The following is a 19,705-nucleotide window of genomic DNA, read 5'->3' on the forward strand; positions in this document are numbered from 1 at the left end:
TCGAGATCCGTCCGGTCACCCGTCCTGGGGTTCCCGACCGGTCGACAGTCGCGGGACGATGCCCTGCACGATCCGGTGGATGTCGAATGCCACTGAGGCGACGCCCGTGAGCACGCCGCTGTGCGCGCTCTGGTACTCGCCCAATCGTTCGAGCAGAACGTCCAGCGCTCGTTCGGCATCCGACTGCCTCTGCGCCTCATCGTCCCCGGTTTCCCAGGCCCGCAGCAGTTCGGCCGCGGTGCGCAGCGAGTCGCTCAGCGGCTCGGCCAGCTCTCGGGGCACGGTCACCGTGAACGGCGAACCCCAGACGGCGCTCGCGAGCGTCTCGCTGATGTCGCGGATGTGGAAGCTCACATTCTCGAGCACCTCGAGGTCGCGGCGCTCGGCCTGCACGTCGCGCACATGGCGGCGCGCCCGGAGATTGGCTCGCCGGCTCTCCGCCGCCGTCTGCATGGCCTCCCGGACGTCGCTCCCCACCGCGGCGAGACCCGCGGCCGACCCGGCCCACTCGGCGTGTTCCGGGGGCCACTGTTCGACGAGAGCCGAGCCCATGTCGTCCAGATACCCGGCGAGGGTGACCCGGAAGCTCGACAGTTTCCGGTCGGCCGCCGCCCCATGCAGCGGCGGGACGACGATCGCGTTGACGGCGAGTCCGACGGCCACCCCGACGGCCATCTGCAGGAGGTAGGAGAAGGAATACACCCCGGGCTCGGCACCACCGATGACCAGGACGAACAGCGCGGCCACCGTGACGTACTCGCCACCCGCGCCGAACCGACGGATGCCGCCGATCACGACACCCAGGGCGATGACCAGCGAGATGCTGATGTAACGCGGTCCATCGAGGGCGACGACGCCCCAGGCGAGCAGGATTCCGATCGAGAGTCCGCTCAGGGTCTGCAGGCTGGTGCGCGCGGACCCCACGAGCGTCGCGCTCATGCTGATCACCGCACCCAGCGGCGCGTAATAGGAGTACTGATCGACCTCGGCGGGCAGCAGGTGCGCGAGGAGCCATGCCACGCTCGCGGCGAGGGCGGTCTTCGCGGCGAGGAGCAGGCGCGAACCCGCGACGGCGGGTCGGAGTTCGTCGACGATGGTTCGGACGATCCGCCGCCCGACCATGCCGGGCCGGTTCACGTCCGGCCTCCCCGCTTCGCCCAGCCCATGGCGTAGGCGCGGGCGAGCAGCCGGCCGGTCGGGGAGCGGAGGAGTACCCGCAGCACGACGTTCCGGCAGGCGAGGGTGAGCCCCCGAACCGGGCGCCCCAGCGCCATGTTCCCCTCCGACATGCGTGCCGCGATGCGGACGGACCGCTGCCGGTCCCGCTCGTACCGGCGCAGGTCGGCACGGTGCAGGTCGGCACGGTGCTCGTCGGCCAGTGCGGCGACCAGCACCGGGGCGAGCGCCACCGCGTCGAGCCAGCCGAGATTCATTCCCTGCCCACCGATCGGGCTGACCTCGTGAGCGGCGTCGCCCACCAGAACGACCCGGCCCTCCACGAGTCGCGCGGGCGACTGCCGGCGCACGCGAAACGCGCTCACCATGCTGTTGCTCGTCACCGAGAGGGTCTCCCCGGTGCGTTCGCGCACCAGTGCGGCCACGCCTACGGGCGTGGGGTTCTCCACGAGGTGCGTCGTGCGCACCACCCAGCGTCGCATCCGCTCGGGCAGCGGGAACGACTCGACCACGCCGGAGGATTCGAGGTGCACCACGGCCACCGGGCCCTCGCCCGTGTCGTCGGCGAAATCTCCCATGACGTAGGTGTCCGGATACCGCCGCACGGACGTCGGGATGCCCGCGGCCCTCCGGAGGAAGCTGTGGGCGCCGTCGGCGGCGATCGCGAACCGGCCGGTCACCTCGAACGCCCCGTCCGGCCCAGCCGCCCCGTCCGGCCCAGCCGCCCCGTCCGGCCCGACGCAGGTCAGCGTCACCGACGCGTCGGTCTGCCGCAGCCCCGTCACGCGCACCCCGCGGTGCATCGCGGACGGCGCGAGCTCGGCGAGGCGGGCGTCGAGGAGCGCCTGCGAGCGGTGCTGCGGTAGCGACACGACGAAGGGGAACGTGGGTGAGGCGACATCGAGGTGCACGTCGCCCAGGACGCGCCCTCGGAAGCGCGCCTGACCCCGCCGGATGCGAACGCACTCGCTCAGCACCGCATCCGCGAGGCCGACGCTCGCGAGCGCATCCATCGAGGGCGGGTGGATGCCGATCGCCCGCGACGATCGCGACGGCGCCGATCGGCGATCGAGCACGGTGACGCCCAGCCCCTGCTGGGCCAGCAGGATGGCGAGGAAGACGCCGACCGGGCCGGCGCCCACGACGAGGACGTCGCTGTCAACGGCGCTCTCGAGCGGAGCACCGCCCTCGGGCGGAGCGGCGCCCTCGGGCGGAGCGCCGCCCGAGTCGGCGGGGGCGTCAGGCACGCTGCGCCGCGGGATGGACGAGGATCGTGCGGAAGGGGAACATCGGGATCGCCGCCCATGTCGGTGGAACCACCGCGTTCAGCTCGGGGGCGGTGTAGCTCCGTCGGATGGACATCCGTCCGTCGTAGTGCAGAAAGGTACCGCGGGCGACGGGCCAGGTGGCGGCCGAGTAGAGGGCGTAGGCCAGGCGGCTCCGGGCGATGTCGCTGTGCACCACGCGTCCGGCGCAGAGTGCCTCGCAGTCCGCGAGCAGCGCATCGAGCTCGGCGGGCGACAGGTGGTGCAGCAGGTGGTTGGAGGTGACGAGGTCGAATCGGCGCCCCTCGGCGACCAGGTCGGCGCTCGACGCGCGACGGAACGTGACGCCCGGCACCGGGGTCTGGCGCGTCGCGAACGCGTGCGCGCGCTCATCGGGATCGATGGCCGTGATGTCGAGGAGCAGACCGTCGCGCGCCGCCCAGCGGGCGATCGCCCGCGGCACGTCGCCCCCGCCCGATCCGATGTCGAGCAGGCTGCGGGGCTCGGTGGGCGACAGCAGTGGACGGAGGGATCGCCGATAGACGGCGCGCCAGCCGGCGACGAGGGCGTTCACGGTGCGGAATGCGCGGTAGGTGCGGTCGAGCGCGGCCGGATCGCAGTCCGGGTCGTCCATCAACTCCCGTTCGTCGACCGCGCGATGGGCGAGGCTTCGGGTCACTCCGCGGACGCCCCGCTGGAGATCAGCGCGTCGGCGCCGGCACGTGCGGCGACGGCGGGCACCCGGGTCATCAGCGCGGTCTCCACGGTGAGACCGGGGCCGAATGCCATCGCGCACACGCGCTCGGATCCGGGGGATCGCACACCATCCGTCTGCGCTTCCGCATCCGCTTCCGCCGGCGACGCGGCCTCGAGGATGCGCTTCAGCACGAACAGCACGGTGGCGCTGCTCATGTTGCCGTAATCGTGCAGGATCGCCCGCGACGGCTCGAGCTGCTCCGGGGTGAGGCCGAGATTGATTTCCACCTTGTCGAGGATGCTGCGCCCGCCGGGGTGGATGGCCCAGTGCTCGATGTCCCGATACGGCAGACCGGGAAGGTCGGCATCGTGGGCGAGCAGGGGCGCGAGCGCACCGCGGATGTGTTCCTCGATGATGCGCGGCACGTAGCCCGAGAGCACCATCTCGAAGCCCGCCTCCCCGATCTTCCACGCCATGTCCGCCTCACCCACCGGCGTCAGCACCGTCTCGAACGAGTCGAGGACCAGGGTGGGCATGTCGGGAGGCGCCGGCCGAGCGGTCACGATGGCGGCCGCGGCTCCGTCCGCGAACACGGAGTTGGCCACGATCGTGTCGGGGTCGTTGGACGAGCGCACGTGCAGTGTGCACAGCTCCGCGCAGATGACGAGCACCACCGCGTTCGGGTCGACGTCGCAGAAGGCCTTCGCGGCGCGGAGCGCGGGGAAGGCCGCGTAGCAGCCCATGAACCCGAGGTGGTAGCGCTGCGTGCTGGCGCGCAGCCCGAGCCCCCGCACCACCTGGTAGTCCGGGCCGGGCGCGTAGAAGCCGGTGCAGGAGACGGTGATGACGTGCGTGACGTCGTCGGTCGACAGGTCGGGGCAGGCGTCGAGTGCGCGGCGCCCGGCGTCCAGGAAGAGCGGAGTGGCCTGCTCGATGTAGAGCTCGTTGCGAGCGCCGGTGCCGGGGGAGAGGATGCGGCCGGTTCCGGCGTCGTAGAATTGCGGCTCACCGTCCTGGGCGGAGAAGCTGAGCTCCTCCACCACGCTGTACCGGGTCTCGATGCCGGAGGCGTCGAACGCGGCGGAGATCAGTCGCTGCCCCAGCCTGGTGAGCTCGGGTTGAGCGGTGAAGATGTCGCGGATCTCGGACTGCGCGAACGCCGTCGTCGGGACGGCGGTGGCAATCGACCTCAGGCGAACGGGCATGCCTCATTCTAGGTACGCCTTCGCCCGGCCTGTGCTGTGCTGTGCTGTGCTGTGCTGCCTACCAGGGCCGTGCTGGAGTACTAGCCGGCGGCCCTCCGCGCGGAGATGACGCCCGTGTCGAAGCCGAGCAGGTGCAGTCCGCCGGAGAAGCGGGCGTGCTCGACCTTCATGCACCGGTCCATCACGACGGTCAGTCCGGCCGCCTCGGCGTACTCGGCGGCGTCCTGGTTCCAGATGCCGAGCTGCACCCAGATAGTCGGAGCACCTGCCGCCACCACCTCGTCCACCACGCCGGGGATGTCGCCGGCCTTGCGGAAGACGCCCACGATGTCGGGCACCTCGGGCAGCGACGCGAGGTCGGAATAGGCCTTCTCGCCGAGGATGGTGTCGGCGTTGGGGTTCACGAAGTACACGCGGTAGTCGCTGGACTGCTGCAGATAGGTGCCGACGAAGTAACTGGAACGCGCCGGATTCGGCGAGGCGCCGACGATCGCCACCGACTTCGCCCGGCGGAGGATGCCCTGGCGTTCGCGGGCGGTGGGCCCCACCCAGGTGCGCTGGGACTTCAGCAGCTTCGCCAGCGGGCTGGAGGCGGGCAGGTCGCAGGTGAGGCCGTTGGCCAACTGCGCGGTGGTCGTGCCCTGCGCGCTGTCGTCCACCGGTTTCGTGGCCCCGTCGTCGGCCGTGGCGGCCGGATGCGCGTGCGTGGTGGAGGCGGGCGGGAGCCCACCCGTGTCGAAGCTCACGACGTTCCTCCCGTGGCGGCGTCCTTCATGGCGGCATCGAGTGCCTGATCGAGATCGTAGAGAATGTCGTCGGCATCCTCTATCCCCACGCTGATCCGCACGATCCCGGGCCGCACGCCGGCATCTACGAGCTGCTCCTCGCTCAACTGCGCGTGGGTCGTCGACGCGGGGTGGATGACGAGCGTCTTGGCGTCGCCGATGTTGGCGAGGTGGCTCGCGAGCTCGACCGACTCGATGAACCTCTGGCCTGCGGCGCGACCGCCGCGGATCTCGAAGCTGAAAACCGAGCCGGGGCCCTTCGGCAGGTACTTGAGCGCCCGCTCGTGGTGCGGATGACCGGGCAGCCCCGCCCAGTGCACCGCCGAGATGCGCGGATCGGCGTCCAGCCACTCGGCGACCGTCCGGGCGTTGTCCACGTGCGCCTGCATCCGATACGGCAGGGTCTCCACCCCCTGGGCGAGCAGGAACGCGGAGTGCGGCGCGAGTGCGGGCCCGATGTCGCGCAGTTGCTCGGCCCGCAGTCGGGTGAGGAAGGCGTACTCGCCGAAGTTGCCCGACCAATTGAGGCCGCCGTAGCTCGGTACGGTCGTGTCGAACAGCGGGAAGCGCTCGCCGCTCCAGTCGAACAGTCCGGACTCCACCACGACGCCGCCGAGGGTGGTGCCGTGGCCACCGAGGAACTTCGTCGCCGAGTGGATCACGATGTCGGCGCCCCACTCGATCGGGCGGTTCAGATACGGCGTCGCGATCGTCGAGTCGATGATCAACGGAATGCCTGCGGCGTGGGCGACCTCGGCCAGCCCCTCGATGTCGGCGACCTCGCCCGACGGATTGGCCACGGTCTCGGCGAAGAGCAGCTTCGTGGTGGGGGTGATCGCGGCGGCGTAGGCGGCGGGGTCCGACGACTGCACGAACGTCGTGTCCACGCCGAATCGTCGCAGGGTGACGTCGAGCTGGGTGATCGATCCGCCGTAGAGGTTCGCCGACGACACGATGGAGTCCCCGGCGCCGGCGAGCGACGCGAAGGTGATGTACTGCGCCGACAGTCCGCTGGCGGTGGCCACCGCGCCGAGCCCGCCCTCGAGGCTCGCGACGCGCTCCTCGAAGGACGCCACGGTCGGGTTCGACAGGCGCGAGTAGACGTTCCCGTACTTCTGCAGGGCGAAGCGGGCCGCGGCATCCGCGGTGTCGTCGAAGACGAAGGCGCTGGACTGGTAGATGGGCAGGGCGCGGGCGCCGGTGGTGGCGTCGGGGATGTTGCCGGCATGGATCGAGCGGGTCTTGAAGCCGTATTCGCGGTCTGCCATGTCGATCACGCTATACGAGCCGTGCGGTCGCCCCCGGCGCTCCCGTAACACGGCGTCGCGGACGTGCGGCGCGGGCACGGCGTGCCGGACGTGCCTAGGCTTGATGCTGTTTGATCTCGACCCCAACGATGAGGAGAAGGCATGGGCATCACAATCGGATTCGTCGGCGCCGGCCAGTTCGCCGGCCATTTCATGAACCTGTTCGGACTGCACCCCGACGTGGACGCGGTGTACGCGACCGACGTCGTGCCCGAGCGCGCCGAGGAGCACCGCGAGCGCTACGGCCTCGCCGGAACCTTCCCGGACTTCGACGCCCTGCTGGAATCCGACGTGGACGCGGTCGCCATCTTCACTCAGCGCTGGACGCACGGTCCGCTGGTGCTGAAGGCCCTCGAGGCGGGCAAGCACGTGTACTCGGCCGTGCCCATGGCCATCTCCGTGGAGGAGATCGAGGCCATCGTGAAGAAGGTGGAGGAGACCGGCCTCACCTACATGATGGGCGAGACGAGCTACTACAACCCCGCGGTGGTCTACGCCCGCTCGCAGATCGCCTCCGGCACGTGGGGACGCGTCTTCTACTCCGAGGGCGACTACGTGCACGACATGGACAACGGGTTCTACGCGGCCTACCAGTTCAGCGGCGGCGACGCCTGGAAGGCGACGGCCAGCTACCCGCCCATGCTCTACCCCACGCACGCCATCGGCGGCGTGCTGGGTGCCGTGCCCTCGCACGCCGTCAGCGTGAGCTGCATCGGCATCCCCGACGACCGGGGCGACGGGGTGTTCGACAAGGACGTGTCGCTGTGGGGCAACACCTACTCGAACATGTCGGCCCTGTTCGCGCTCGCCGACGGCGGCGTCATGCGCACCAACGAGTTCCGACGGGTGGGCCACCCCGCGGCCGCCCACGAGTCCCGCTTCCGCTTCTACGGCACCGACGGCGTGATGGAGCAGACCTCCACGGGCGCCGCCGAGAGCGACCGCGACTCCATCGCCGACATCGGCGACCTGTTCCAGACCAAGGTGGACATCGACCCGGAGTCCGACGAGTACAAGGACATCGATCCCGACCTGCTGAACAGCTTCGTCAGCGGCACGGCAAAGGTGCACGACCGCAGCCGCCTGCCGCAGGAGTTCGAGGGCGCGCGGAACGGGCACGAGGGCGCCCACCACTTCCTCGCCGACGACTTCGTGCGGGCCGTGCGCGACCGCACGCTCCCGCCCGTGAACGCCTGGCTGTCGGCGCGGTTCACCGTGCCGGGCATCGTGGCCTACGAGTCCGCGCAGCGCGACGGGGAGCGTCTCCCCATTCCCGACTTCGGCGACGTGCCGGCCTCGCTCACGGGCGGCTCGGAGGCCACCGCGTGACCGCTGTCGCGCGTGTCGGGGCGACGCCCCCGATGGGGTGGAACAGCTGGGACAGCTTCGGAACGGCGGTGACCGAGGAGGAGGTGCTCGGCAACGCGCGCTTCATGGCCGAGCACCTGCTCGAGTTCGGCTGGGACACGATCGTGGTCGACATCCAGTGGTACGAGCCCACCGCGCGGGCGGGCGGCTACAACGAGGAGCCCCCGGTCGAGCTCGACGGCTTCGGCCGTCAGATCCCCGCCGTGAACCGGTTCCCCTCGGCGGCGGAGGGCAAGGGCTTCGCGCCGCTCGCCTCCGCCGTGCACGAGCTGGGTCTGAAGTTCGGGCTGCACATCATGCGCGGCATACCGCGTCGTGCGGTGGCGCTCGACCTGCCGGTGCACGGGACCGAGTACACCGCGGCGCAGGTCGCCGACACGGGATCCACCTGCGCGTGGAACCCCGACAACTTCGGCCTCGACCATGACGTGCCCGGGGCCCAGGCCTACTACGACGCGCAGGTGGCCCAGTTCGCCGCGTGGGGCGTCGACTTCATCAAGGCGGACGACATGCTGGCGCCGTACCACGACCGCGAGATCGAGGCCTACGCCACCGCCATCGCCCGCAGCGGCGGGGACATCGCGCTCAGCCTCTCGCCCGGCACGCGTCTCTCCACGGCGCACCTCGAGCACCTGCGCGAGAACAGCACCATGTGGCGGGTGTCCGACGATCTGTGGGACCGCTGGAGCGACGTGTACGACCAGTTCGGTCGGATGGCCCGCTGGGCGCCGTTCCAGCAGCCGGGTGCATGGGCCGACGCCGACATGCTGCCCCTCGGGCACATCGGCATCCGGGCGGAACGCGGCGTCGACCGGCACAGCCTGCTCACGCTCGACGAGCAGCGCACGCTCATGACCCTCTGGGTGATGTCTCGGTCCCCGCTCATGTTCGGCGGCGACCTGCCGACGAGCAAGCAGGAGACCATCGACCTGCTCACGAACGCCGACGTCATCCGCGTGCTCCAGCATTCGGAGCGCAACCGCGAGGCGTACCGCGAGGGCGACCTCGTGGTGTGGACCGCGGTCGGTACCGATGCGGGCGGTGAGGATGCGGGCGGTGCTGATGTCCGGTACGCGGCGATCTTCTGGACGGGGGAGGAGGGGTCCACCGCGACCGTCCCTCGGTCATCGATCGGCGTCGCCGCGGGGGACGTCGTTTCCGCCGTCGACCTGTGGACGGGCGAGGGCGTCACTCTCGGCGCCGTGAACCTCGAGATCGACGTGCCCGCGCACGGCGCGCGTCTCCTCCGCTTCGAGCACTGACCTGATGTCCGGCCGCTCCGCGGGGCGGCCGGGCGCTATCCTGTGCCCGTGGCCCAATCGAGGAGGAGCGGGGCGCCGGGTATCGCCGACGTCGCGAAGCTCGCTGGCGTGTCGGTCACGACCGTGTCCCGGGTGCTCAACGCTCCGGAGCAGGTGAGCGAACGGCGGAGAGCCGGAGTGCTCGCGGCCATCGACGAGCTCGGGTATCGACCGAACGGCGCGGCCCGCGCCCTCGCGTCGGGGCGCCAGCGGATGGTCGGGGTGCTCACCGGGAACACGACCCGGTACGGCTTCTCGACCACCATCCACGGCATCGAGGAGGCCGCGCGTCGGCGGAACATGCTCGTCACCATCACCGTGGTGGAGAGCGACGACCCGGCGCACATCCGCTCCGCCGTCGACCTGGTGCTCGGTCAGCCGCTGTCCGGGGTGGTCGGTCTGGAATTCGACCGGATGGTCTCCCTCGCGCTGGCGCAGTTGCCGGCGTCGATGCCCGCCGTCGCCGCCTCGCTCACCGGGACGAATTCGTCGGGCCTGCCGCGCGTGTACATCGATGACGAGCTGGGGGCCCGACTGGCGACCCTGCACCTGCTCGACCAGGGGCACGCCACGGTGCACCATCTCGCCGCCGACTATCCGACGCCGTCCGGATCCGGTCGCACCTACGGCTATCTGCGGGCGCTCGCGGAACGCGGCGTGCGCGTTCCCGACGTCGTGCCCACCGGCTGGGACCCGCTCGAGGCGAGGAGCGCGGCACTCGAGTTCCTCGGGGACGACGTCACCGCGCTGTTCTGCTTCAACGACGACATCGCCATGGGGGCCATCAGTGCTCTGCGGCAGCAGGGGCGACGGGTGCCGGAGGACGTGAGCGTGGTCGGCTTCGACGACATGCCCCTGTCGACCGTCTGGGCTCCCGCGTTGACGAGCGTCCGCATGGACTTCCAGCGCCTCGGCCGCACCACGTTCGACCTGCTGTGCTCGCAGCTGGATGGCACCGGACGGACCGGTGCGGCGGAGGCGGGTGGCGCTCCGGTCCTCGCCAAGGAGCTCCCCCCGTCGTTGATCGTCCGCGACAGCACCGCCCCGCCGGCCGCCCTGCGCTAGCGGCGCCGGTCGCAGCCGACACCGCTGGTCAGGCCCGCGTCAGGCGGTACATGCGCGCGCTCGCTCCCGAACCCGGTGCGACGATCCGCAGGCCTCCGGCGGTCCGCTCCGCCGTCCACGTCGCGCCGACGGCCTCCGGCGGATACACCTGCTCCACGGTCACCTCACCGCTCCCGAGGGAGGGCAGCGGCAGCTCCACCATCGCGTCCGCGTGCGCCTGGCGCCAGGCGAGCACGAGGGTCTCGGCCGGCGATCCGGCATCCGCGGGGGCATCGAACGCCACGCTGGTCCACCCGTCGTCCCAGGTCGGCAGTCCGAGCGGGAAGCGCGGCGTCGAGCGGGCGAGCGTGTGCCGTGTCGCCTTGTGCGCGGCCACGCCCGCGGCGACGAGGTTCCGTCGATGCCCGTCCATGCCGCTCAGCACGCCCGCCTGGTAGAGACGGCCGGCGAGCCCGGTGCACATGGTGAAGACGATCTCCTCGTCGTCCATGTCGGGCTGCGGATACGCCCAGTTGCCCGCCTGCTCCGGCAGGATGTGCGCCAAGGCTCCCACTGCGATGAGCGGGTAGAGCAGCGGATCCTGCTGGTCCGACGTCGACTGCAGCTGGCACACGCCGAGCATCGCGAAGTCGCTGCGCATGGCGCCGGATCCGCAGTTCTCCAGCACGAGGTCGGGGTGGCGGTCGAGCACGCCCTCCAGCCAGGTGATCAGTGCACGGTTGTGGGCGAGCAGCCCTGCGCCCGCGGACTCCGCGTCCGCGTCGGTGCCGGTACCCGGGGTGACGTTGTAGTCGAGCTTGAAGAAGCCCACGCCGAGGTCGGACACCAACCGGTCGACGGTGGCGTCGAGGTGGGCCCGGGCGGCCGGGGATCGGAGGTCGAGAAGGTACCGGTCGTGCTCGCGCACCCGCACGCTGCCGTGCGCACCGTGCCGTTGGAGGAACGCGTCGTCGGGGAGGTCGGTCGCGGCACGGCTCGTGACGCCGACGACCTCGGGCTCGAGCCAGAGGCCGGGCACCATGCCGTGCCCGCGGATGGTGTCGAGGATCGACGCGAGCCCCGAGGGGAAGCGTGCCGTCGACGGTTGCCAGTCACCCACGCTCGACCACCAGCCCGCGGTGTCGTCGTACCAGCCCGCATCGATGCAGAAGTACTCGGCACCGACCTCCGCCGCCCGCTCGATGAGGGGCAGCAGCTTCGCCTCGGTCGGGTCGCCCTCCAGCGTGTTCATGTAGTCGTTGAAGATCACCGGCAGCGCATCGTTCTGCGGGTGGGCCCTCCGGGTCGCGCGTCGATGCGCCGCGAGACCGGCGAACGCGTCCTCGAGACTTCCCGCCACGGTGACGGTCGCGGGCACGGTGGTGAACGGGTTCGACCCGTCGAGCGTCGTGGACCAGTCGTGCAGGGTGTCGGTCGGGCCCAGCACGGCGACGTAGGCACCGTCGCGCGACCGGTCACCGCGCGGCGGGCCCGCGGGTTCCGCGCTCCGCACCCGCTTCTCGATCGGAACGGCGCCGCCCGCCCAGTCCGGGTTCTCGCCGGCCTCCCAGTGCCAGGCGCCGTTGTGCTCGATCTGCCAGGCGAGCGCCGCTCCGGTGACCCGGTTGGTCACCGCGCCGATCGGATTGTACGTTCCGCTCGACCAGGTGCTGAGGCTCGTGACGCCGAGGCGGTTGCGGCTCGTCTCTCCCCGCGCCTCCCGGTCGATCGCCGCAAGCCCCGGGGTGCGCAGTGGACTCGACGACCAGCGGTTCTCGGCGCACCACGACGAGGCCGCCTGCCAGACGTCGAGGTCATTGATCGCGTCGCTGAGGAGCGCGCCGGTGGCGAAACTGGTGACGGCCCAGACGAGGAGCGGGTCGGACCCGTCGTCGACGGTGACCGTGGTGGTGCTGCGGACGGCAGGCACACCCGGCACCGCTTCGAACACGCTCGTCGTGCGGAGCCCCGACTCGGCGTGCGACTGCACGATCTCGAGCCGGTCCATGCCGGTGCCGGTGCCGGTCGCGATGGTGGCGTCGTGGCTCACATACCGGAGGCCCGCACCGAGGGTCGTGCCGTCGTAGCGGTAGCTGTTGTTGTTGCGCCCGTAGGCGGGCGCGAGCACCTCCACGAGCGGCTGCCGCGCCGCCCGGATCGGGTCGACGAGCGCCGGATCCTCCGCGCGTTCCGCGCCGTCCGGGCCGAGGTCGGTGATTCCGACGAGGCGCACCGGTCCGTCCGCCTCCGCGGTGAAGACGAGCGAGATGCGGGAGTTGTTCCATTCGAAAGTGGTCACGTGTGCGTCCTTGCAGTTGTGGCGGTCGAAGCATTCCCGGCGACTCTAGTGGCCCGTCGACGACTTTGGTAGCGTTACCATTCGGTATCGGGACTCGCGTCGAGGTTGACGGAGCACCCGTTCGGAATACCAGAATGGTCCCTGCACCGGTCGGGGATCGTCCCGATGCACAGGCGTTTGACGAGGGAGTCACATGGCCATCACTTCACCTGGCGTTGCGCACAGCGCGCCGAACGGACGAACGAGCGTCGATGCGCGACGCAGACGCCCGGACGACACGAAGCTCGCGCTGCTGTTCATCCTCCCGGCGGTGATCGGCCTCGTCGTGTTCTACTTCTGGCCGTTGGCCCGCGGCATCTGGCTGAGCTTCACGTCGTGGGACCTCCTGTCGCCGAGCCAGCTCATCGGCTTCGCGAACTACCAGCGCATGTTCGCCGACCCGGTGTTCTGGAACGCCGTGCAGGTGACCCTCTGGTACGTGGTGCTCAACATCGGCATCCAGACCATCGTGGCGCTCGTGATCGCGGTGCTGATGCAGCGGCTCACCCAGTCGACGTTCGTGCGCTCGCTGATCCTCGCGCCGTTCCTCGTCTCCAACGTGGTCGCGGCGCTCGTGTTCTTCTGGATCCTCGACTTCCAGCTGGGCATCGGCAACCAGATGCTCGAGTGGATCGGCCTCGACCGCATCGGCTTCTTCACCTCGGAGGAGTGGGCGATCCCGACCATCGCGCTCGTGAACGTGTGGCGGCACATGGGCTACACGGCGCTCCTGATCTTCGCGGGCCTCCAGGCCATCCCCGCCAACCTGTACGAGGCAGCGCGGGTCGATGGCGCATCGGAGACGCGCATGTTCACCGGGATCACGCTCCCGCTGCTCCGGCCGATCCTCGGACTCGTGCTGATCATCTCCGTGATCGGCTCGTTCCAGGTCTTCGACACCGTCTCGGTGACCACGGGCGGTGGTCCGGTCAACGCGAGCCGGGTGCTGCAGGTGTACATCTACGAGAACGCATTCGCGCAGTTCGACTTCGGGTACGCATCCGCGCTGAGCGTGGCGATGCTCGCCATCCTCGTGGTCGTGACCTTCTTCCAGTACCGCATCACGCGCGCCGGCCAGACCGACCTGAACTGAGGCCCGACATGACACAACTTCAAGGAGCTGCGCCCCTCGGCGCCACCGTCGTCGCCGAGCACGGCCCGACCGACCCTCGCGACCAGCGACCCGTCCGCGGACGCAAGAAGGTTGGCATCGGCAAGGTGATCGCCTGGATCGTGATGGTCATCATCCTCGTGATCACGATCTTCCCGTTCTACTGGATGCTGCGGACGGCGCTTTCGAGCAACGGCGCACTGTACGGCAACTCGACCTCGCTGCTCCCGGCCGATTTCAGCTGGGGCGGCTTCGAGCGGGTGTTCGGGCTGCAGACCGTCGACGAGGCCATCGCTCAGGGCGGGTCCGGCGCGAAGCTCGACTTCTGGCGCTACCTGCTGAACTCCGTGGTGGTCGCGACCTGCGTGACCGTCTTCCAGGTGTTCTTCTCCGCCATGGCGGCGTACGCGTTCTCCCGCCTGCGCTGGCGCGGCCGGAACGCCGTCTTCGGGCTGTTCCTGCTCTCGCTCATGGTCCCGGTGATCTTCACCCTGCTGCCGAACTTCCTCCTCGTGCGTCAGCTCGGGCTCATCGACACCCTGCTCGGCATCATGCTGCCGTCGCTGTTCATGGCGCCGTTCGCGATCTTCTTCCTGCGCCAGTTCTTCCTGAACGTTCCGCACGAGGTGGAGGAGGCCGCGCTGGTCGACGGCGCGAGCAAGGTGCGGGTCTTCTTCAGCCTGATCGTGCCCATGTCGGCGGCACCCATCGCGACGATCTCGATCCTCACCTACATCACCAGCTGGAACGACTACTTCTGGCCCCTGATGGTGTCGTACACCGACGACTCGCGGGTGCTCACCGTGGCACTCGGCGCGTTCCGCGCGCAGAGCCCGCAGGGCGGCCCCGACTGGGCGGGACTCATGGCGGCCACCCTCATCGCCGCCCTGCCCATGATCGTTCTGTTCGCGCTCTTCGCGAAGCGGATCGTCAACTCCATCGGTTTCACCGGACTCAAGTGAGGTTCCTGATGAACACTCCGAACGACAGCATGCCCACTCCTTCCGCCAGGGCATCCGCGACTCCTCCCGCCGTGGCACCCGGGTCCGCACCGGCGCCCGGGGCCCGCCGCACGCGCCGACGCTGGCGCGCGGTCGCGGGCACCGCGGTGGCCGCGGGCATGATCGCGGTATCCGGGTGCGCCGGACCGGCGGCCACCGGCACCAGCATCGACTACTGGCTGTGGGAGTCGCTGCAGCTGCCCGGGTATCAGGCCTGCGCCGACGCGTTCCAGGAGGAGAACCCCGACATCCAGATCCGCATCACCCAGTACGGCTGGGGGGACTACTGGCAGAAGTTGACGGCCGGGCTCGTCGCGGGCGCCGGCCCCGACGTCTTCACCGACCACCTCACCAAGTACCCGGAGTTCGTCACGAGGGACGTGATCCTTCCCCTCGACGACTTCGCCGCGACGGCGGACTTCGACCCCACGGGCTTCCAGGAGGGTCTCGCCGACCTGTGGGTCGGACAGGACGGTAAGCAGTACGGCATGCCGAAGGACTTCGACACCATCGCGCTGTTCTACGACAACGCCATGCTCGAGGAGGCCGGGATGACGCCGGAGGATCTCGAGGGCCTCACCTGGAACCCCGAGGACGGCGGCACCTTCGAGGAGGTCATCGCGCACCTCTCGATCGACGCCAACGGCGTGCGCGGTGACGAGGAGGGGTTCGACCCGAACAACGTGGAGGTCTACGGCCTCGCGTCGGGTGGATCGGGCGGCGGTGGCCACGGGCAGACCCAGTGGTCCTGGCTCGCCGGAGCCACCGGCTGGGAGTACACCAACGCCGACGTGTGGGGCGACGAATACAACTACGACGACCCGCGCCTCCAGGCGACGCTCGAGTGGTACTTCGGACTGGTCGACAAGGGCTTCCTGCCCTCGTTCGAGCGCGTGGGCACGTCGCCGAACCCGGCTCAGCAGCTGGGCTCCGGCCAGGCGGCCCTCTCGCCCGACGGCTCGTGGACCATCGCCAGCTACGGCCGGCTCGAGGGCATCGACCTCGGCATCGCGAGCGTTCCCAGCGGACCGATCGGCCACCCGGTGTCGATGTACAACGGGCTCGGCGACTCGATCAGCGCGCAGACCGACACGCCGGAGGAGGCCGCCGAGTGGGTCGCGTTCCTCGGCTCCGACGCCTGCCAGGTGCTGATCGGCCAGGAGGGCGTGGTCTTCCCCGCGCGGCCCGCCGGGACCCAGGCGGCGATCGATGCCTTCAACGAGCGCGGCGTGGACGTCACCCCGTTCACCAACCTGGTGGAGAACGACTACACGGTGCTCTTCCCGGTGACGACGAACGGGGCGGACGTGCTGTCGATCCTCAACCCGGTGATGGACGGCATCTACATCGGCAGCCGCGAGGTCTCGAGCCTCACGGAGGTGAACGCCGAGATCAACAGCCTGCTCGAATAGCGGGCCCTACGACGGAGGCGGCGCATTCCACCGGGTGCGCCGCCTCCTGTCGCGTCGGGGTGATGCGCTCAGCGGAGCGTGCTGCTCAGGACAGCCGCACGGCGCCGAGGGCAAGGGCCGCGACGAGCAGCCAGCTCAGCAGCCCGACGGCGATGGCCCGACCGCCCGCGCCGAACAGGTCTCGCAGGCGCACGGCCGCCCCCAGCGCGAACAGCGCCATCGCGAGGAGCGCGGTCTGCGCGGCGTCGGCGGCGGTGAGCACGGACTCGGGCACGGGCAGGAGCGTGCGGATCGCGATGGCGGCGAGGAAGCCGGCCACGAACAGGGGGATGACCGGGGGAAGTGCGGCCGGGACCGCTGCCGGATCCCGCGCCTCCGATCGCCGCGCGAGCACGGACACCGCGGCCACCATCGGGGCGAGCATCAGCACGCGGGTCAGCTTGATCGCGATCGCCACGCCGAGCGCGGCCGGCCCCGCGACCTGCGCAGTCGCGACCACCTGGCCCACGTCGTGCACCCCCGCGCCGACCCAGTGCCCGAACTCGACGGGGGACAGGCCGAGGACGACCTGGAGGAGCGGGAGCACGAGGATCGCGAGCGTGCCGCAGAGCGTGACGAGGGCGATCGGTGTCGCCGACTCGGAGTCGCGGCCGCGGGTCACGCCGCTCATCGCGCCGATGGCCGATGCGCCGCAGATCGAGAACCCGGTGGCGATCAGCAGCGGCTGGCGTCCCGGCATGCCGAAGAGTCGCGCGATCGCATAGGTGCCGGCGAACGACAGCAGCACCACCGCGACCACGAGCAGGATGGCGCGCACGCCGAGGTCGGCGATGTCCCCGAGGCTGAGCTTGAGGCCGAGGAGCACGATGCCGATCCGCATCAGCCGTCGAGCGGACAGAGCGAGTCCGGGCTTCAGCGGGCCGGCGAGCGCCGGACGAGCCGCGGGCAGCTGGCCGACGACGATCCCGAGCACGACCGCGGCCGTGAGGAGCGGCACGGCGGGCACCGCGGTGCTCACCCCCCACGCCGCCAGGGCGGCGAGCGCGGCGACGGCGAGCCCGGACAGCCGGGTCATACCCAGCTCCTCAACCAGTTGTGCGCGTTCCAGAACCAGGTGGGCACCTGCATGCCCGTCCAGATCGGGTAGAAGAAGGCGCTCACGAGCAGCACGAGCACGAGGAATCCGACGACCGCCGCGATGCCGACGTCGCGGCGGTCCGGCGGATCCGAGCGCGAGCCGAGCACGAGGCCGAGCACGAAGGTGATGCCGAGCAGCAGGTACGGCTCGAAGGCGATCGAGTAGAACTGGAACACGGTGCGGTTGAGGTACAGCAGCCAGGGCAGGTACCCGGCGGCCATGCCGGTGAGGAGGAGCCCCACCTGCCATTCGCGGTAGCGCGCGAGCCGGTAGACGAGGTACAGCATTGCGGCGCTCGCGGCCCACCAGAGCAGCGGGTTGGCGACGGAGCTCACCGCCTCCGAGCAGCGAGCGAACTCGCATCCGTTCTCCCCGTTCTCCGACGCGCGGTAGAACATCTGGAACGGCCGGACGAGGAGCAACCAGGTGAGCGGGTTCGCCTTGTAGGGATGGTCGGCCTCCACGCTCACGTGATAGGCGTACTGGCTGACGTGCAGCTGCCACAGGCTCTGCAGGGGGAGCGGCACCCAGGCGAAGGCACCGGTCGCGGCGTTGTCGCCGATCATCGCGAAGTCGCGGTTCCAGCCGCCGGACGTGCGGAACCAGCCGGTGTAGCTGACGAGGTACACCGCGAGAGCCACCGGCACGGTGTGCAGGAAGGTGATCGGCGCCTGCTTCAGCACCGTGCCGCTCAGCCAGAGGGGCACGCCCGCGCGCCGACGGGCCAGCATGTCCACGACCACGGAGTAGACCGCGAACGCGGCCAGGAAGTAGAGACCCGACCACTTCACGGCGGTGGCGCACCCGAACGCGATGCCCGCCGCGAGGAGCCAGGGCCGCCACCAGAGCACCGGACCGAAGGCTCCGGGCGACGCGCGCTCGGTGGAGTGGCGCGCCAGGGCCGCGTCGAGGCGGGCGGCCGCATTCCGTCGGTCGAGCAGCACGCAGGCGAAGCCGAGGAGCGCGAACAGCATGAGGAAGTTGTCGAGGAACGCCACCCGGCTCATCACGATGGCGTGCCCGTCGACGGCCATCAGCCCGCCCGCGAGAACGCCGAGCGTCGTCGACGCGAAGAGGCGCCGCGCCACGAGGGTGAGCACGAGCACGGCGAGGATGCCCGTGACCGCGCTGGCGATGCGCCAGCCGACGCTGCTCTCGGCTCCGAACGCGGCGAGCCCCAGCGCGATCAGCCACTTGCCGAGCGGCGGGTGCACCACGAACGACGCGTCGGTCGTGAAGATGTCGGTGCTCCCCGCCTCGAAGCGCGCGTCGGCGTCGTCCGGCCAGGCGGACTCGTAGCCGAGGTTCAGAAGCGTGTAGGCGTCCTTCACGTAGAAGGTTTCGTCCGTCATCAACTCGTGCGGCGTCCCGAGATTCCACAGTCGCAGCACCGCGGCGAGCAGCACCACGAACGCCGGTCCGCCCCAGTCCCAGAGCCGGTGGCGGAGCGCGGGCGGGACGCGGTGACTCAGGCGGGAACGCAGCCCGCGTCGCGACCCGGCGTCCGACGGCGCGGCCAGCGTGCCGGCCGGGGCGCTCGGAACGGGCATCGGGCAATTCTTCCACGCACCGCTCGCCCCGGTGCGTCCGGCACATCCCGCGGCTGGCACAATTGGTCGATGCTGATCCTCGCAGCCACGCCCATCGGAAACCTGGGCGACGCGACCGTGCGGCTCGTCGAGGCGCTCGGTTCCGCCCGCATCATCGCGTCGGAGGACACGCGGGTCACTCTCAAGCTGCTGAACGCCCTCGGTGTGGAGAACCGCCCGCGGCTCATCTCGCTGAACGATCACAACGAGACCGCGAAGGCGGCGGAACTCGTGGCGCTCGCCGCCGAGGAGGACGTGCTCGTGCTGAGCGACGCCGGCATGCCCGTGGTGTCGGACCCGGGGTTCCACCTCGTCGAGGCCGCCGCCGCAGCCGGGGTGCGGGTCACGGCGCTGCCAGGCCCCAGCGCGGTGCTGACCGCGCTCGCGGTGTCCGGTCTTCCCACCGACCGGTTCACCTTCGAGGGTTTCCTGCCCCGCAAGGGGGGAGAGCGCACGGCCGCGCTCCGTGCACTCGCGCGGGAGCGCCGCACCATGGTGTTCTTCGAGTCGCCGAACCGGCTGGCCGCGGCACTGCAGGATGTCGCCGCGCAGCTCGGTGCCGACCGTCGCGTGGTCGTCTGCCGCGAGCTCACCAAGTTCTACGAGGAGGTGCGGCGCGGAACGGCGGCGGAGCTCGCCGAGTGGGCCGAGGGCGGCGTGCGCGGGGAGATCTGCGTGGTGATCGAGGGCGCCGCCGCGCTGTCGATCGACCTCGACACGGGCGTGGAGCAGGTGCTCGAACTCGTCTCCGACGGTGTGCGGCTGAAGGATGCGTCGGCCGCCATCGCCGAGGAGACCGGCCTCGGCCGCCGCGACCTCTACGAGGCGGCCCTCCGCCGCAAGTAGCGCGTGCGGTCCATGTGCACGCTACGGTCCCTGTGCACGCTACGGTCCCTGAGCCTGTCGAAGGGACATTCCGCAACGGGTTGCTCGGGTCCCCACGGTCCCTGAGCCTGTCGAAGGGACAT

General features: G+C 70.5%; 16 protein-coding genes. 7 read left to right on the top strand and 9 right to left on the bottom strand.

Annotated features, from left to right (window positions below; genetic code table 11):
* Nucleotides 1-15: 15 nt before the first annotated feature.
* From EY822_RS09910 to EY822_RS09935, 6 genes are all read right to left on the bottom strand, one after another.
* Nucleotides 16-1,137, bottom strand: a complete 1,122-nt coding sequence (locus EY822_RS09910; RefSeq protein WP_150308116.1) for an FUSC family protein — start codon at nucleotides 1,135-1,137, stop codon at nucleotides 16-18.
* Nucleotides 1,134-2,423 carry an FAD-dependent oxidoreductase gene (locus EY822_RS09915; protein ID WP_150308117.1) on the bottom strand — a complete coding sequence of 430 codons (1,290 nt, stop codon included), beginning with the start codon at nucleotides 2,421-2,423 and terminating at the stop codon, nucleotides 1,134-1,136. The genes EY822_RS09910 and EY822_RS09915 overlap by 4 nt, the downstream gene beginning before the upstream one ends.
* Entirely contained in the window at nucleotides 2,416-3,120 is a 705-nt protein-coding gene (locus EY822_RS09920) for a class I SAM-dependent methyltransferase (RefSeq protein WP_150308118.1), read from the bottom strand. Before EY822_RS09920 ends, EY822_RS09915 begins: the two co-directional genes overlap by 8 nt.
* Nucleotides 3,117-4,343: a type III polyketide synthase gene (locus tag EY822_RS09925; RefSeq protein ID WP_150308119.1), complete on the bottom strand. Its 1,227-nt coding sequence runs from the start codon at nucleotides 4,341-4,343 to the stop codon at nucleotides 3,117-3,119. Before EY822_RS09925 ends, EY822_RS09920 begins: the two co-directional genes overlap by 4 nt.
* A gap of 80 nt (nucleotides 4,344-4,423) precedes the next feature.
* Nucleotides 4,424-4,924, bottom strand: coding sequence for a CoA-binding protein (locus EY822_RS09930; RefSeq protein ID WP_406610323.1), 501 nt, complete (start codon nucleotides 4,922-4,924; stop codon nucleotides 4,424-4,426).
* A 161-nt stretch (nucleotides 4,925-5,085) separates the two neighbouring features.
* Nucleotides 5,086-6,396 carry an O-acetylhomoserine aminocarboxypropyltransferase/cysteine synthase family protein gene (locus EY822_RS09935; RefSeq protein ID WP_150308120.1) on the bottom strand — a complete coding sequence of 437 codons (1,311 nt, stop codon included), beginning with the start codon at nucleotides 6,394-6,396 and terminating at the stop codon, nucleotides 5,086-5,088.
* Between the two features lie 141 nt (nucleotides 6,397-6,537).
* Between EY822_RS09935 and EY822_RS09940 the strand changes: the two genes are divergently transcribed.
* The 3 genes from EY822_RS09940 to EY822_RS09950 are packed head-to-tail and all read left to right on the top strand — an operon-like array spanning nucleotide 6,538 to nucleotide 10,169.
* Nucleotides 6,538-7,764, top strand: coding sequence for a Gfo/Idh/MocA family protein (locus tag EY822_RS09940; RefSeq protein ID WP_150308121.1), 1,227 nt, complete (start codon nucleotides 6,538-6,540; stop codon nucleotides 7,762-7,764).
* Nucleotides 7,761-9,065 carry a glycoside hydrolase family 27 protein gene (locus tag EY822_RS09945; protein WP_319803475.1) on the top strand — a complete coding sequence of 435 codons (1,305 nt, stop codon included), beginning with the start codon at nucleotides 7,761-7,763 and terminating at the stop codon, nucleotides 9,063-9,065. Before EY822_RS09940 ends, EY822_RS09945 begins: the two co-directional genes overlap by 4 nt.
* A 48-nt stretch (nucleotides 9,066-9,113) precedes the next feature.
* The gene (locus EY822_RS09950; RefSeq protein WP_227497183.1) at nucleotides 9,114-10,169 is read left to right on the top strand and encodes a LacI family DNA-binding transcriptional regulator; all 1,056 of its coding nucleotides are present in this window, start codon (nucleotides 9,114-9,116) and stop codon (nucleotides 10,167-10,169) included.
* Nucleotides 10,170-10,197: 28 nt separating this feature from the next.
* On the opposite strand, the gene EY822_RS09955 is transcribed toward EY822_RS09950, so the two are convergent.
* Complete coding sequence (locus tag EY822_RS09955) at nucleotides 10,198-12,447, bottom strand: glycoside hydrolase family 36 protein (RefSeq protein ID WP_150308123.1); 2,250 nt, start codon at nucleotides 12,445-12,447, stop codon at nucleotides 10,198-10,200.
* Nucleotides 12,448-12,640: 193 nt separating this feature from the next.
* Between EY822_RS09955 and EY822_RS09960 the strand changes: the two genes are divergently transcribed.
* The 3 genes from EY822_RS09960 to EY822_RS09970 are packed head-to-tail and all read left to right on the top strand — an operon-like array spanning nucleotide 12,641 to nucleotide 16,010.
* Entirely contained in the window at nucleotides 12,641-13,579 is a 939-nt protein-coding gene (locus EY822_RS09960; RefSeq protein ID WP_150308124.1) for a carbohydrate ABC transporter permease, read from the top strand.
* An 8-nt stretch (nucleotides 13,580-13,587) separates the two neighbouring features.
* Nucleotides 13,588-14,559, top strand: coding sequence for a carbohydrate ABC transporter permease (locus tag EY822_RS09965; protein ID WP_150308125.1), 972 nt, complete (start codon nucleotides 13,588-13,590; stop codon nucleotides 14,557-14,559).
* Nucleotides 14,560-14,567: 8 nt separating this feature from the next.
* On the top strand, nucleotides 14,568-16,010 hold the full coding sequence (locus EY822_RS09970; RefSeq protein ID WP_227497184.1) for an ABC transporter substrate-binding protein: 1,443 nt from the start codon (nucleotides 14,568-14,570) through the stop codon (nucleotides 16,008-16,010).
* Nucleotides 16,011-16,095: 85 nt separating this feature from the next.
* Here EY822_RS09970 and EY822_RS09975 read toward each other — a convergent pair whose 3' ends face one another.
* Both EY822_RS09975 and EY822_RS09980 read right to left on the bottom strand, forming a co-directional pair.
* The gene (locus EY822_RS09975) at nucleotides 16,096-17,085 is read right to left on the bottom strand and encodes a YeiH family protein (RefSeq protein ID WP_150308126.1); all 990 of its coding nucleotides are present in this window, start codon (nucleotides 17,083-17,085) and stop codon (nucleotides 16,096-16,098) included.
* Nucleotides 17,082-18,698: a dolichyl-phosphate-mannose--protein mannosyltransferase gene (locus EY822_RS09980; protein WP_150308127.1), complete on the bottom strand. Its 1,617-nt coding sequence runs from the start codon at nucleotides 18,696-18,698 to the stop codon at nucleotides 17,082-17,084. The genes EY822_RS09975 and EY822_RS09980 overlap by 4 nt, the downstream gene beginning before the upstream one ends.
* A gap of 69 nt (nucleotides 18,699-18,767) precedes the next feature.
* Between EY822_RS09980 and rsmI the strand changes: the two genes are divergently transcribed.
* Nucleotides 18,768-19,583: a 16S rRNA (cytidine(1402)-2'-O)-methyltransferase gene (gene rsmI, locus EY822_RS09985; protein WP_150308128.1), complete on the top strand. Its 816-nt coding sequence runs from the start codon at nucleotides 18,768-18,770 to the stop codon at nucleotides 19,581-19,583.
* Nucleotides 19,584-19,705 lie beyond the last annotated feature (122 nt).

It is taken from the genome of Planctomonas psychrotolerans, from assembly GCF_008642235.1.
Classification (GTDB): domain Bacteria; phylum Actinomycetota; class Actinomycetes; order Actinomycetales; family Microbacteriaceae; genus Planctomonas; species Planctomonas psychrotolerans.

Excerpts from the sequence above, each read along its gene's own strand:
- EY822_RS09925 (WP_150308119.1), bottom strand. The coding sequence starts at position 4,343 with ATGCCCGTTCGCCTGAGGTCGATTGCCACCGCCGTCCCGACGACGGCG.
- EY822_RS09935 (WP_150308120.1), bottom strand. The coding sequence starts at position 6,396 with ATGGCAGACCGCGAATACGGCTTCAAGACCCGCTCGATCCATGCCGGC.
- EY822_RS09940 (WP_150308121.1), top strand. The coding sequence starts at position 6,538 with ATGGGCATCACAATCGGATTCGTCGGCGCCGGCCAGTTCGCCGGCCAT.
- EY822_RS09960 (WP_150308124.1), top strand. The coding sequence starts at position 12,641 with ATGGCCATCACTTCACCTGGCGTTGCGCACAGCGCGCCGAACGGACGA.
- EY822_RS09965 (WP_150308125.1), top strand. The coding sequence starts at position 13,588 with ATGACACAACTTCAAGGAGCTGCGCCCCTCGGCGCCACCGTCGTCGCC.
- EY822_RS09970 (WP_227497184.1), top strand. The coding sequence starts at position 14,568 with ATGAACACTCCGAACGACAGCATGCCCACTCCTTCCGCCAGGGCATCC.
- EY822_RS09975 (WP_150308126.1), bottom strand. The coding sequence starts at position 17,085 with ATGACCCGGCTGTCCGGGCTCGCCGTCGCCGCGCTCGCCGCCCTGGCG.
- EY822_RS09980 (WP_150308127.1), bottom strand. The coding sequence starts at position 18,698 with ATGCCCGTTCCGAGCGCCCCGGCCGGCACGCTGGCCGCGCCGTCGGAC.
- rsmI (WP_150308128.1), top strand. The coding sequence starts at position 18,768 with ATGCTGATCCTCGCAGCCACGCCCATCGGAAACCTGGGCGACGCGACC.